This is a genomic window from Reticulibacter mediterranei, assembly GCF_016587455.1.
In genome coordinates, this window is record NZ_BNJK01000001.1 from 5,229,412 (window position 1) to 5,243,233 (window position 13,822).

11 protein-coding genes are annotated in these 13,822 nt (G+C 49.1%); 7 read left to right on the forward strand and 4 right to left on the reverse strand.

The window, feature by feature from the left end:
- Window positions 1–33: 33 nt before the first annotated feature.
- From K3T83_RS22530 to K3T83_RS22550, 5 genes are all read left to right on the forward strand, one after another.
- Complete coding sequence (locus tag K3T83_RS22530) at window positions 34–993, forward strand: VOC family protein (protein ID WP_220205179.1); 960 nt, start codon at window positions 34–36, stop codon at window positions 991–993.
- Between the two features lie 540 nt (window positions 994–1,533).
- Entirely contained in the window at window positions 1,534–3,033 is a 1,500-nt protein-coding gene (locus tag K3T83_RS22535; RefSeq protein ID WP_220205180.1) for a carbohydrate binding domain-containing protein, read from the forward strand.
- A 455-nt stretch (window positions 3,034–3,488) separates the two neighbouring features.
- Window positions 3,489–4,340, forward strand: a complete 852-nt coding sequence (locus K3T83_RS22540) for a TrmH family RNA methyltransferase (protein ID WP_220205181.1) — start codon at window positions 3,489–3,491, stop codon at window positions 4,338–4,340.
- 85 nt (window positions 4,341–4,425) lie between these two features.
- Window positions 4,426–5,124, forward strand: coding sequence for a hypothetical protein (locus K3T83_RS22545; RefSeq protein ID WP_220205182.1), 699 nt, complete (start codon window positions 4,426–4,428; stop codon window positions 5,122–5,124).
- Window positions 5,125–5,220: 96 nt separating this feature from the next.
- Window positions 5,221–5,769, forward strand: coding sequence for a hypothetical protein (locus K3T83_RS22550; protein ID WP_220205183.1), 549 nt, complete (start codon window positions 5,221–5,223; stop codon window positions 5,767–5,769).
- Here the strand turns inward: K3T83_RS22550 and K3T83_RS22555 are convergent.
- Entirely contained in the window at window positions 5,763–6,410 is a 648-nt protein-coding gene (locus tag K3T83_RS22555) for a hypothetical protein (protein WP_220205184.1), read from the reverse strand. The two genes, K3T83_RS22550 and K3T83_RS22555, sit on opposite strands and share 7 nt — an antisense overlap.
- A 378-nt stretch (window positions 6,411–6,788) precedes the next feature.
- Between K3T83_RS22555 and K3T83_RS58635 the strand changes: the two genes are divergently transcribed.
- Window positions 6,789–6,950: a DUF7455 domain-containing protein gene (locus tag K3T83_RS58635; RefSeq protein ID WP_444544563.1), complete on the forward strand. Its 162-nt coding sequence runs from the start codon at window positions 6,789–6,791 to the stop codon at window positions 6,948–6,950.
- A 9-nt stretch (window positions 6,951–6,959) separates the two neighbouring features.
- Here the strand turns inward: K3T83_RS58635 and fxsT are convergent, their stop codons facing one another.
- From fxsT to K3T83_RS22570, 3 genes are all read right to left on the reverse strand, one after another.
- Complete coding sequence (gene fxsT / locus K3T83_RS22560; protein ID WP_220205185.1) at window positions 6,960–9,398, reverse strand: FxSxx-COOH system tetratricopeptide repeat protein; 2,439 nt, start codon at window positions 9,396–9,398, stop codon at window positions 6,960–6,962.
- Between the two features lie 12 nt (window positions 9,399–9,410).
- Window positions 9,411–10,583, reverse strand: coding sequence for a tetratricopeptide repeat protein (locus K3T83_RS22565; protein ID WP_220205186.1), 1,173 nt, complete (start codon window positions 10,581–10,583; stop codon window positions 9,411–9,413).
- 120 nt (window positions 10,584–10,703) lie between these two features.
- Complete coding sequence (locus K3T83_RS22570) at window positions 10,704–12,239, reverse strand: toll/interleukin-1 receptor domain-containing protein (RefSeq protein WP_220205187.1); 1,536 nt, start codon at window positions 12,237–12,239, stop codon at window positions 10,704–10,706.
- A 347-nt stretch (window positions 12,240–12,586) separates the two neighbouring features.
- On the opposite strand from K3T83_RS22570, the gene K3T83_RS22575 reads away from it, so the two are divergent.
- Window positions 12,587–13,792, forward strand: coding sequence for a macrolide family glycosyltransferase (locus K3T83_RS22575; protein WP_220205188.1), 1,206 nt, complete (start codon window positions 12,587–12,589; stop codon window positions 13,790–13,792).
- Window positions 13,793–13,822 lie beyond the last annotated feature (30 nt).

Sequence of the window (13,822 nt, forward strand, 5' to 3'; positions counted from 1 at the left end):
TGTCGTGCCGGCTATAAATATCAGGAGGTAGCTGTGAGCAATCAGCAGATTCAAAAAGTCAAGGTAAAGCGATTGGCACACATAGGATTATGGGCAACGGACGTGCTGCTTCAGGCACGTTTCTATCACCAGGTGTTGGGGCTTGATCTGCGCACGACATCTGATGCCCCCTCTGATCTTGATCTGGAAGAGGCCAATCTCTTTTTTGCTCTGGACGATGAACCCTATTGTCTGGGACTATTTTATGATAATCGCCCTGTTGTGAATAATGGACGCAAGCCGGTGGCCCGCTCTCCGCTCCACCATCTGGCTTTTACGGTTGATACCGACGCGGAACTGGCTGCTCTGGCTGCTCGTCTCCAGATGGCCGGTGTAGAGGTTGTCTTTGGACCACGTGAGGGCGAGCTGGAACAGGGCGATGCGCTCTGGCTGAGCGATCCCGATGGCAATCGTATTGCAATAACCGTCGCGACTGACGAGCTTTTTCCGCCGACCGGCACGACGTATACACGTCGTTCATCTCTGCGTCCCCAGGTACTACAACATATCGCGCTCAATACTCCGCAACTGGAAGAAATGGTTGAGTTTTATACAGAAGCGCTGGGCTTCGATATCTCCGACTGGCTGTTGCGTGAGCGTGCCTGGCTGCGCTGTAATGCAAACCACCACACCATTATGTTTACTCAGGGCCAGCCTGGAATCGATCATATCGGCTTTACCATCGCTGATAACAATGATATTGTGCGCTGGGCCGATCTTTTATATCAGCAAGAGGTCCAGATCCTCTGGGGGCCGGGACGACACGGCGCAGGCAACGATCTTTTCGTGCGCTTTGCCAATCCCGATGGTACTCATATCGAGCTATCCGCTGGATTGCAGCAATACCATGATCGCGATGTCACTATTGCGCCGCGCCTCTGGCATACTCGTACATCCGCTCTCAACCTGTGGGGCGTCATGCCGTCCTGGTTACACGAAGAAGTTCAGGTCTGAGTTCGCCACCTGAAAACGATCCATGTTAATGATTGGGGACCTTGAATATTCAATCATCAGCATGGATCAATCTTTGGCGTGTAGATTGTACTAGCATAATTCATCATGCCCCATTTATCCTCTGATTCATCATAATCTCCTACTATGATGAATTGTAACGCTTTATGACGGCTCCTCCTGTCGTAGTCGCGCGATTTATCGCGCATGTGCAGGATTGCGTGATAAATCGCGCGACTACGACAGGAGGAGCCGGGTTATCTGGTTAAATTTCATTGTGGCAGAAATGACCTCGAACCGTTTACTGCATGTACCAAATCCTTCAGTCTCAGACAAGTTAAAACGCCACTGATCGTGAGTAAACGCTTTCGCCTGGTTAATTTCTGGTTGCTATTGCCCCAAAATATAGGTATAGTGGTCTAGATGTGTTGACAAGTTTTTGAAGGGAAAGCTAGACTGGTTAGTAGAGTCTCGAAAGGCGATGCAGGGATGTTGCAAATCATAACTAGTTTTTCGAGCATACTTTTCAAGGAGGAAAGCTACATGCAGTCCCCAAAACGGCTGGTGATCTTTGCCATTGCCAGCTTTTTGATCGTTACTGGCGTCCTGGCTACCGGAGTAGTGCTTAGAAACTCTCTTCCCCGCGCTCACGCAGCCGGCGTCCCCAGTTCCTACTTTGCCCCATATATCGATATCACCCTTAGTGGCCCGACGTTGCAATCGGTCGTGCAGAGTACCGGACAAAAGTATTACACGTTGGCCTTCATTGGTTCTAGTGGTTGTAATGCTGAATGGGCTGGCACTATCCCACTCAATCAGACAAATATCTATTTGCCACACCTGGATAGCGATATTCAATATATTCGCGATCAGGGCGGAGATGTCATTATTGCGTTTGGTGGACAGGCCGGACAGGAATTAGCGCAGGTCTGTACCAGCGTAAGTAGCTTGCAAGCTCAGTATCAGGCGGTGATTAATCAGTACCATGTGAACCATCTCGATTTTGATATCGAAGGTGGAGCACAGGGTGATTCAACCTCCTACACGCGCCGCAACGCAGCTCTGGTTGCCCTGCAAAAGGCGAATCCTGGCCTTGCGATCTCGTTCACTCTCCCTTCAGCTACGACTGGCCTGCTCAGCGATAGCCTCGGCTTGCTGAATAATGCGGTCTCGCAGGGCGTGAATATCAGCATGGTCAATCTCATGACGATGGATTATGGTTCGCCGAATAGCCAGATGGGACAGGCGGCTATCAGCGCCGCCAACGGCCTCCACTCGGAATTGCAGAGCATCTATCCTTCGAAATCTTCCAGCCAGTTGTGGGCGATGGTTGGTATCACGCCGATGATCGGTCAAAACGACAGCGCAGGCGAGATCTTCAGCATGAGCAATGCACAGGAGGTGCTCTCTTTCGCTCAAGCGAATAGCATTGGCGAACTGGCTTTCTGGTCTATCTCGCGCGATAATGGCGGCTGCGCTGGCTCAACCACCGCATCTCCAACATGTAGCGGCATCTCGCAAAGTACTTTCGCGTTCACCAATTTCTTTAAAGTCTTTGGCGGTGGCAGCAGTAGCAATCCAACGCCCACGCCAACACCGACAAAAACGACAACCGCGACCGCCACGCCAACGACTGGTGTTACACCCACTCCGACGCCGGGCGGCAATCTGGTAACGAACTCCGGTTTCGAGACGGGGAGCCTCTCCGGTTGGACCTGTGACTCCGCCGACAAAGCCGTCACCTCTCCCGTCCATAGCGGCTCGCATGCGTTACAGGTGACGCCGGGTAGTTCGACGACCGGAGAGTGCGATCAGACCATCACCGTGCAGCCGAACCACTCTTATACCCTCTCGGCCTATGTTAATGGCTCTTACGCTTATATCGGTATTCAGAACGGAGCCTCTAACTGGACAAGCAGCAGCAGCTACACCCTGTTGAGTGTGCCGTTCACAACTGGTGCCTCTCAGACCAGCGTGACGATCTACATACATGGCTGGTATGCTCAAGGGAACGTCTATGCCGATGATTTTTCACTCAAATAGAGCTGTTCATCATCAAGCCGCTCGTCGAGTGACGAATCGAATAAGGTGCCGCAGCTGTGATATTTCCATCTGTGGCACCTTATTCTCAGGGCTTTCCAGTTCTCCGCTCAAAGGGGTGCAGGGTCTCCCTGCCGGGGTCTGGGGTGTCCCCAGTTTCCTTCCCTCCTTCGCGCGCCGCCGCAGGCGGCGCGCAAAAGAGAAGAAAAAAGGTTTTTTGCGGGGACACCCCGCACCCCGGCAAAGGGCTGCCGCCCTCTGCACTCCCGCTAGATGAGAGAATTGGAAAGCCCTGACCTTATTCTTATCTTTATTGACAAAAACATATATGTTTCGTATGCTCTAAGCGTGGATGTTCCCTACGTTTACAGTCTCTAATTACTCCTTATAGAAAAGAAGGCGGTCGCTTCTCATAGCCTCTCTGCCCATGCAGACAGGACTTAACGACCACACCATCTATGACATCTTCTGCTACATCCCATGCTCGTTCTCGCCATGTTTCTGCTCGCAGTAATCAGCAGCATGCTCGCCTCCAACGCATCTATGCTCTACGCACGCGGGAGGAGCGTCAACGCACTGGCCTCTATTATGTGGAAGGTTTGCGCTTCGTGGCCCATGCCGTTCAGCATCACATTCCCCTGGAAACGCTGGTTGTATGTCATTCCCTGCTGGATCATCCCTTTGCCTACAGGCTGGTTCAGCAACAAAAGCAGCTAGGTACGCCAGTTGTGGAGGTGCCTGCCGCTGTTTTTCGCGATCTCTCGCGGGTGCTGGAACCGCAAGGGATCGGAGCTGTTGTGCGGCAGCGCTGGGAGTCACTGGAAGAGATCAGGCCCGATGCCGAATTGTGCTGGCTTGCTCTTCAGACCGTCAACTCGCCCGGCAACCTGGGAACGATGCTGCGTACATCCGAGGCAGTTGGCGGCGCTGGCGTCGTCTTGTTGGATAACAGCATCGATCCTTACGATCCCGCCGCCGTACGCTCTACAATGGGTGCGATCTTCTCCCAACGCTTTGTACGCATCAGCATTGCAGCCTTCAAACGCTGGAAGCAGCACCATCGCTGTATGCTTGTTGGCACGTCTCCCTCTGCTCCACACGATTATCACGCCGTCACGTATCAACGCCCGACGCTGTTGCTAATGGGTGAGGAGCGCAAAGGTCTCCCGCAGGAGTTACAAGCCCTGTGCGATATCATGGTGCGTATTCCGATGGTTGGCGAGACCGATTCGCTGAACCTTGCCATTGCGACAGGCATTATGGTCTATGAGCTGTTCAATCAGAGCAGGTTGAACAATAATCCATGTTAAAATAAGACGAAGCGAAGACGAATAGAAGTAAAGCAATGAGGGGATTTCTTTCTAGATCGTGTATGACGAAAGGACCATGAATGGTATGCAATTCACCTCTCGTCGTCAGCCGGTGCCATCGATAGGGAAGGCCGCGCTAGGTTGTGGTTTCATCGTTGGTCCGCTGCATGGCGCTGTTTCGGCGATACTCTCCGTGCTGGCGCTAAGTGTCCTGGCTGGATTTTCCGGGACATTGACACTGTTGTCCTTCCCTATTGCCTGCGCATTCTTTTTGCTCGCCGGTCTGCTTGTCGCCAGAAAGACGCAGAGAATTGCCGGCGGGACACTGGCTGGCCTCTGGACGGCCTTTATCTCCAGACTGTTCAGCACGCTGCTCGTGGCGATCTTCAACCTCATCTATCTGTTGCCCAGACAACTCCAGCCCGGGAGCCAGGTCGCGCCCCTCTTGCGTTTAACTCCCTTCTTTGTGCTTGAGTTTCTCTATCTGTGTTTGAATGTTGTGTTGGGTGCTGGTTTTGGAGCACTGGGAGGTCTGTTTGGTAAAGATCGTGAGCAGGAGATGCTTCCAACGGTCGAACCTGCCGCCGCTCCATCAGCACCTCCACTATATGTCCCGCCATCATCGCCTGTATCACTGGAAGAACCGGCAAAGTCAACAGGATCGACCAGTGCGGTAAAGCCGTCTGATCCCAATCCCTATGGCACTCCTTTCTTTCCCCCACCTTACCCGGTGTCGCCCTCACCATATGAAGATCTTTATGATGATCGGCCTGATTATGAGTAAATTATGTTTTCCCTGCTTTATCTCGACCAATTCTCTGCGTCCAGTACAGTAGATGACGGGGCATTTCTATGAATAAAGAGAGGCGGGATACTACTTTTGCAACAACATAGCTTGCCTGATCCCAACAGCGTTTTGCAGCAGGTATGGCAGAGAGATTATCCCAATACCTGGCGCGTTTTCTCGAGTCATGAGACCCCTCCATTGAGCCGGCTTACGATTTTGCTTATAGCGCTGATTTTCTTGTTGTTCTCTCTATCGCTTTGTGTGGTTTTCACTGCATCTCTGCAACAACTAAGCTGGTTTATTCTTCTCTTTTTGCTTGGCTTTTTCACTCTCTCCATCTTTTTTGTGCAATGGTCGAGGAAGCGCAAGGAGAGGAAGCAGCCGAAGCCCACAATGGTTGTGCTGCCCGACAGGGTGGTGGAATATCGTCGCCAGCGTATCAGAACGCTGGCTTTTGCGGATATCAGCTATATGCGGTTGCGTGTGGAGGGCTATCAGGATGCTCCCCCATCTATCTTGCTTGATATCAACCATTATAATGGCCAGAGCACCATCTGGGAGATTGATATTGCCCCCTCAGATATGATTGCACAGTGTATTCTCGACACCTATACCACCTATCGTGTTCAATCTCATCATTGAGCGCTTTGTTGTTCTGGCATGACCATTGCTTGTATCTGCTCTGGTGTTATATCTGTGATCGTGCCATAGATGGTGACGCGTAGCCGATAGGTTGCCTGCTCATCGAGAACTGTCCATTCATCTTGCGTAAGCTCTCGATGGTACTGCTTGCCTTTCGTCGCCTGGAAGAACACCTGATAGCTCTCCTGGGTTTTATCGATTTGTTCCTGAGTTGTCTCGTCGAGCGTATAATCGGGCCAATAGACATGGTTGCGGTCGTTGCCTTCTGCGAGAACCTCTCGGCTTCTGCGCCATCGTTGGATTTCGTAGGTGTATTGCGTGCGATATCTTACGACAGGTTCATAGACTGAATGTGTGGTCGTGGTGGTGTTGCCATTGGCATCGGTCGTGGTTCTGGTGTCGAAGCGCACGAACTCATAGGATAGGTAGCTTTCTTCTGTGCTGCTCCGATTTCTGCTTCCATCGGGATAGTCAGAGTAGGAGCTTTCTTTGACCCATATAAAATGTTTCAGAAATATTGTTCGTTGCCAGGAGAAGCCTGTGATGGTTGCAATGATGGTGCGGCGGATCAACGAAGCAAGCAGAAGATGAGCCAGAAAAACGCCAGCCGCTGCGATAGTAGCCACTAAATGTATATCCATAACGCTCCTCTTTTTTATTCAAAGAAACATGAACATCTCAGTCATACTTATACATTTTGTTTAGATATAGATAGCTTTGTTGTATCATAAACATTTTCATGGTTATTATAGATAGACGCTGCTTAAAACGAATAATCGCATGACAAAAACGTAGAATGTGATTCAATTCGTCTATCACCAGCACCCCAACGGGCCCGATCAACACGCCTGAATTGCTCGCTTGTTGAGATATGTCTCTCTTCTATGCTATGCTGGTTATATAGATTGTTTTCTATCTATTTTATTGCTCATTGTGTCATCATTCAGATCTGGCTATCACCTCATTTCTAGGAAGAGTCAATACATAGATAATTATCGATGCAAAGAGGTATCAGAGAGATGAAAGTTGTGAAGACCAATGCGGGAAGCTGCGATGTGTGTGGCGCGGCTGCTGCCTATGCGCAAATGTTGCCTGCTGGGAAGCGATTTTTGTTTTGCAAAGAACATGTGCCATTGCCCGTAAAAGAAAGGGCTGAGAGAGCTAAGAGAGAGGAGAAATAGATGCCTTTATTATTTTTTATCCTTCGGAAGCCAATTTTCTAACATCTCTGCGTCATTTTCCCGATTCATATCGCGTAAAAGCGATGTATAGCTCTTGATTGTGTCAACAGTATCTGGATGTTTCAGTCCTAGCGCTTTTTTTCTGAAGTTTAATACTTGTTGATATAATGACTCGGCCTCTTGAAACCTTTCTTGTCTCTGATAGAGTGATGCAAGATTATTTTTAACCAGCGCAATCTGTCCTAACTCTGCTCCCATCTCACGTCCATTCACTAAAATTTCTATTGCTTGCTTGTATAATCTTTCCGCTTCCTCATATTTGCCTTGTTCAACCTGGGTTAATGCAATATTCTGTAGAGTTATTGCAGCCGCTGGATATTCAATGGTTTCAATGATCTCTTGATAAATATTCAACGCTCGTTGATACATCTCTATTGCTTTGTGATACATTTTCCTATGACGGTATATCATCCCTCGTGAGTTAAATGCAGATGTTAAATAGTGTAATGTATAGTAGGGATGGCCGCCTAATGTTTTTTCAAATATTACTAATGCTTTTTCATAAAACTTTTCTGCCTCTTCGTACTGTTCTTGTTTATGATAGAGTGAGCCTAAATTATGTAATAGAACGGCTATATCTCTTTGTTCGGTTTCAGGAGATTTTTCATAGATTATAAGAGCCTTTTGATAGAATTGTTCTGCTTCAGAATATCGCGCATACTCTTGTAAATAGAATGCTGCACTATGCAATATTCGAGCAGAAATATCATAAAATAGTTGATATCTGTCTATAAATTCTGGGCAAATATAAATTTGAGGTACGTAGCGTTCAAAATCAGTGAAAGTTTCATATTCCCTGTAGGCAAATATTTGCCAAACAGCTCTGAACATTTTCCCTATCCATATAACTTGATCTTCCTCCTCCATATCGTATCTCAACACCACCTGCACGAGCCTATGGATAGACAGGATTTTCGTTTCGGGGTTGCGCCTGATCAGCGAATAGCGTAGCAGTACCTCTATGGCATCGTTCAACAATAGGGGATCTGCGGCTACCGGCCCCAGCACATCGCCGAGGTATTGTGCGCCCTCGGTAATCAGCTCTTCGGGAATGGCGTCAGGGGCAAGAAAGGCACAGAAGCGGAGAAGTTCAGCAGCAGCGGCGTTCTCCTGTTGGATACGCGCAAAGGATAGCGACCATGTAGTAGCAACCGTCTCTGAATAATAGGGCGAGAGGCGGTTCTTGAGTGCCAGTATATCCTTGCGCCTGCTCTGATACAATTGCAAATAATCCTGGATGCTACATTTGCGTTCGTCGATATAGCCAGCAGCCTGATCGATAGCCAGGGGCAGGCCGTCCATCTCTTCCACCAGCGTTTCGGCGATGGCGCGTAACTCTTTTTTGCGCAATCGGTGGCCCTCTACAAGCATTCTAGATCGCTTGAGCAGCAGGTCCACCCCATCATCATGATCCATCCTGGAGACTTCGATAGGGCGTATCAATGGCCCAACGGAGTTGGCTCGCGTGGTGAGCAGAATATGGCCGCGCATATGAACGCCGCCTGGTAGAAAATCCTGGATCATGGCTAGATCGTCGGCATTATCGAGGATCAATAGCCAGTCTCGTTGCTGCTCCAACCACGCTTTGACAGCTGGTGGTGCCGTGCGCTGGTCCTGAGCATCATAGCCGGGGATATGTTGTGTGGCGGCGAACTTCACGTAGTCAGCGAGCAGATTTTCGGCTGAGGAGGCGTTGACCCATAGCACACAACGATACTCTTTACCATAGCGCCACGCATATTCCAGCGCTGTCTGCGTCTTGCCGATGCCGCCGAGACCGCTGATGGCCTGAGTGAGCGCGGTAGCTGATTGTGAGCGCTTTTGCTGTGCCAGTTGCTTATGCAGCGCTTTCAACAGCCGTTCGCGGTCCGTAAAAAAGGGGTTGCGTTGATAGGGAACCTGCCAGATCTCCGGCCATGTCTGGGGAAAGATCGGAGGGGTTTCGCCTGGGAAATGCGGCTCAGTGGTAGGTTTGGCGCGTACTTGAGAGATGCCTGCTAGCAGTTGCTTGTGAGCCTCTTCCTGTGGCAACCCTGCAAGATCGATAGCAGTGATGCTGGCAAGCAAACCACTCGGCTGGCACTCGTGGACGCGGATGGGCAGCAGCTTATAAGCCGCTCCGGTGGGATCTTTTGCGAGCGCGACACTCCATTCGCGTGCAGAGGGCAGAGAGGCGAGATAAGCTGGCGAGAGAACGGCAATCGTGCGCTCTGCCATGCTAGCAGCGCGGTCCAGCTCCAAAATAAAATTCATACCGGGTCGCACATCCCACATCTCGATATGAATCGAGTAGCCCGCCGCATCAAGCTGCCATGCAATCCACTCTGCCCACGCCTGATCGGTTGGGTGATAGCTAATGAGAAAGTTTATAGATGTGTTGTGCTGCATGTTGATGCTGCTCTACTCCTCCCATCCTAACTTTATTGCTCGTTTATGGCATTGCTCTGCTTCTTCAGTTCTACCAAGCTTTTTAAGCGTATCACTTTTGTTTTTCCAAGTTTGCGCAAATTCAGGGTCAAGGTGAAGAGATTTTGTGTAGGCAGATAAAGCATCTCCATAAAGTGCCAGGTTATGAAGAGCAAAACCTTTATTGTGCCAGGTAAGTGCAATATTTGAATCAATGAAAATAGATTTATCAAGAGCAGTTAGAGATTCTTCATATCGGTTTAAATAATGCAAAGTAACTCCCCTATTATTCCAGGCTAAGGCAAGTTGAGGATCAAGACGAAGAGCTTCATCGAGAGCGGTTAAAGCTTCTTCATGTTGTGCTAGCGCATTCAGAATAACTCCTTTACCATTCCAAGCGCTAGTGAATTTGGGGTCAAGACGAAGAGCTTTATCGAAAGCAGATAAAGCATCTTCATATTGCTCTATACCATGCCATGCCATGCCTTTACATGTCCATGCATAAGCAAGATTGGCATCAAGCTTGATAGCTTGCTCGCTAGATCTCAATGCTTCCTGGTATTTTTTCAGCCAAGATAGAGTTTCACTCTTACCTGCATAGGCATAAACATTACCTGGATCAAGTACGATTGCTTCTTTGAATGAATCTAAAGCCTCCTCGTAATCTTTGCGCTTCAAAAAAAGCTTTCCTTTATCGATCCATTCCTGCACTTTTTGCTCATTCGTGGGCTGGGGAAAAGGAGGAAGCGGTGAAATTGTCGGAACTGTTGGTGGTGTACTGGCGGCACTCTTGAGCGCATTCATCAACTTATTCCAGGGGCGTTGGCTATAACGGTAGTCTGTGAAATCCAGATATTGTAGCGTTTTGAGACGAGGGTGCAGGTCGGTTTGCTTATACATCAAGGGGATCACTTTGACGCCACAGCCATAGGCATAGGACCATTCGTAAGTGATGTATTCAGATGCCTGGGCTGCCGGAGACATGATAACGATGAGGGCAAAAGCCTGCTGAATGGCCTGATCTATCCCTTCGCGCCAATCTTCGCCAGGACGCAAATGATCGTTATCGATCCAGTGCTTGAAGCCTTCCTTCGTGATCTCATGGATCACGTTATAGGCAAAATCGTTATCGTCATGCTTATACGAGATGAAGACATGTTTGTCCATAGAATACACTTCCAGCAAACTATGAAGAACGATGCTAATGATGGGCCTATCATAGCATAAAGAAGAATCTGTCTCTATATAATGGTCCTGCATACAACGCTTGTAAGTGCTACCTAAACCTTAGTAGCTTAGCTCACTTGCCCGGCGATAGGCTTTTTCAGCCTCTTCGTTTTTGCTCAACATGGCAAGAGTGTTTCCTCTGTTCCTCCATATGATGGCGTTGTTTGGTTCCAGGCGAAGAGCTTGCTCATAGGCCGTGAGCGCTCTTTCATATCGTTTCAAGCCATACAATGCATTGCCCTTCCCGTTCCAGGCGTTTGTATATTCAGGGTTAAGTTGGATAGCCCGTTCGTGTGCGGCCAGAGCCTCTTCATAACGATGAAGGCTATACAGGTCGTTGCCCTTGTTAGTCCAGGCATTGGCATAGGTTGGGTCAAGGTGAATGGATTGTTCATAGGCAGCGAGCGCATCATCATAGCGTTTCAGGCTATAGAGCGTATTCCCTTTACTACCCCAGGCATTGGCGTAACCAGGATCAAGATGGATAGCCCATTCGTGTGCGGCCAGAGCCTCTTCATAACGATGAAGATTGCGCAAGGCATTGCCTTTACCATTCCAGGCATAGGCGAACTCAGGATCGAGATGAAGCGCCTGCTCGTAAGCAGAAAGAGCTTCTTCGTATTGCTTGAGGCTGTTCAGCGCTGTACCTTTACCATTCCAGGCGTGTACATATGCAGGGTCGAGACGAAGCGCCTGCTCGTAAGCAGAAAGAGCTTCTTCGTATTGCTTGAGACTATTTAGTGTGGAACCCTGGTTGTTCCATCCACGTACATATTCAGGGTTGAGCTTGAGGACGTATTCGTGTGCAGAGAGCGCCTCTTCATGCCTCTTGAGACTGCTGAGTGCAATACCTTTGCCTGTCCATCCACGCACATATTCAGGATCAAGGCGGATGGCTTCTTCGTAGGCAGAGAGCGCCTCTTCATATCTCTTGAGCTTCAAAAGAGCGGTGCCTTTGTTGTTCCATACAACAGCGTTGCTTGCACCAAATCTGATAGCTTGCTCACAGGCAATGAGAGCTTGTCCGCTCATGTCCAGTTCACAGAGAGCAGTGCTTTTCCCTGCATAAGCTTGCGCATTATTCATGTCAAGATGGATGGCTTCTCTGAACGCATCCAGGGCATCATGATACTCCTCACGAGTTAAAAAAAGCTCACCCTTATTAATCCATTCCTGCACCTTCTGAACAATAGAAGCCTGGGCAGTTGACGGCTTACTTCTTGCCGTCTGGAGCGCTTCTATCAGACGTTCCCAGGGACGAATCTGATTGCTGAAATCCAGATATTGTAGAGATTCCAGGCGAGGGTGAAGTCGAGTTCGTTTGTACATCAAGGGGATAACCGTAATATCGCATCCCCATGCGAGGGTCCACTCATAGGTCACATATTCAGAAGCTTTGGCTGTTGGGGATAGGATAACTATGAGGGCGAAAGCTTCCCGAATAGCTTGATCGATCCCTTCACGCCAGTCTTCTCCAGGAATGAGGCTATCATTATCGATCCAGGTTGCAAAGCCTTCTTTCTCGATGCGTTGGATCAGATTTTCAGCAAAGTCACTATCATTGTGTTGATAGGAAATAAATACATGTTTGCCCATAGAACGCACTTCTCACAAATTACGAAAGTGATTCAGCGATGGGCCTATCATAACATAAAGAATGCTATACATCTATATACTATAGATCGTTTATAGCTATCCCTTCGCCCCATATTCCTACATTGTGTCACGTTCCATCCAGATCACAATTAGTACCAATCCAGGCATACTCGCATATGTGATTTATGTCGTTGTTGATGCACGCAAAGAATCCTATCATCGAAGCAGAAACTTCTCTCCCTCATTCGTAGATTCTCTTGACAAGAATACGATATATCGTTTAAAATCACATCAGAGGAATACGATATATCGAAATGGCAATGAACATACATGTGAAAGGAAATACTATGGCAAAATATAGCTTTTTAAATGTACCCGCATGGGGGCATGTCAATCCAACGCTACCTGTCGTGCAGGAGTTGGTGAGGCGCGGCCACGAGGTCAGCTACTATCTCACCGAGGATTTTCGTGAGACCATCGAGGCGACCGGGGCCGTCTTCCAGCCCTATGAATCGAAAATCAAAGAACTGGCAAAGGGCGGTATTGGTGGTCGCAATATCGGGATGGGACCGCGTGTATTCATCCTTGAGGACCGCAAGTTTGTCCCGCCACAGGTGATTGATCGCATTCGTGCGGAGAAGCCGGATGTCATTCTCTATGACTTTATGTGCGGCTGGGCAAAAGTGATCAGAGACGAACTGCATGTGCCAGCGATTGGCCTGCGTGCCACCTACGCCTCAAACGAACATTTTAATCTGTTCAAGCATATTCGCGCTGGTATGCAAAATTCGGCCAATGGACAGGAATTTCTGGAACGGTTTAAGGCGCTTCAGGCCGCCAGCTCGTCTGAAAATCCGATGGAGGAGATAACCAGAGAGTTTACCGATGTTGAGTCTCTCAATATCATTTTCATGAGCCGCGCATTTCAGCCGATGGTTGAGACCTTTGACGAGCGTTTCCTCTTTGTTGGCACCTCCATTCAGACGCGCCACCAGGAGACCGGCTTCCCCTTCGACAAGCTTAATACCGAGCTACCACTCCTCTATATCTCGATGGGTAGCGTTATGACCAATCAGCCAGAATTTTACAAGCACTGCTTTGAGGCGTTTGGTGGACAGCCCTGGCAGGTGGTTCTCACGGTGGGAAAATCCACTGATACAACGCAACTTGGCGCTGTTCCTGACAACTTCCTGCTCTCACCCTATGTGCCACAGCTTGAGATTCTGCCGCGTACACAGGTGTTTGTGACGCATGCCGGAACGAATAGCGTGATGGAGAGCATATATTATGGGGTGCCGATGGTGCTGATCCCGCAGCAGCCCGAACAACAGATGCATGCGCGCCGAACCGTCGAACTTGGCCTGGGCGTGCAACTGGATAAAGGGGCCGTGACTGCTGCCAGTCTGCGTGAGGCCGTCGAACACGTCGCCAATGATCCACAGTATCGCACGCATGCTCAGGAAATGCAGCAGCGCATGCACGAAGATGGTGGCTATCAGCGCGCGACAGATGCAATTATCGAATTTACGCAAAAGCATGTAGTACACGTCTAATAGCAATCAATGCTGGTAGCAATCGCTTCA

Bases quoted from the DNA above. Each gene is read 5' to 3' on its own strand.
- K3T83_RS22570 (WP_220205187.1), bottom strand. From the start codon at position 12,239: ATGGGCAAACATGTATTTATTTCCTATCAACACAATGATAGTGACTTT.
- K3T83_RS22535 (WP_220205180.1), top strand. From the start codon at position 1,534: ATGCAGTCCCCAAAACGGCTGGTGATCTTTGCCATTGCCAGCTTTTTG.
- K3T83_RS58635 (WP_444544563.1), top strand. From the start codon at position 6,789: ATGAAAGTTGTGAAGACCAATGCGGGAAGCTGCGATGTGTGTGGCGCG.
- K3T83_RS22540 (WP_220205181.1), top strand. From the start codon at position 3,489: ATGACATCTTCTGCTACATCCCATGCTCGTTCTCGCCATGTTTCTGCT.
- K3T83_RS22575 (WP_220205188.1), top strand. From the start codon at position 12,587: ATGGCAAAATATAGCTTTTTAAATGTACCCGCATGGGGGCATGTCAAT.
- K3T83_RS22555 (WP_220205184.1), bottom strand. From the start codon at position 6,410: ATGGATATACATTTAGTGGCTACTATCGCAGCGGCTGGCGTTTTTCTG.
- fxsT (WP_220205185.1), bottom strand. From the start codon at position 9,398: ATGCAGCACAACACATCTATAAACTTTCTCATTAGCTATCACCCAACC.
- K3T83_RS22545 (WP_220205182.1), top strand. From the start codon at position 4,426: ATGCAATTCACCTCTCGTCGTCAGCCGGTGCCATCGATAGGGAAGGCC.
- K3T83_RS22565 (WP_220205186.1), bottom strand. From the start codon at position 10,583: ATGGACAAACATGTCTTCATCTCGTATAAGCATGACGATAACGATTTT.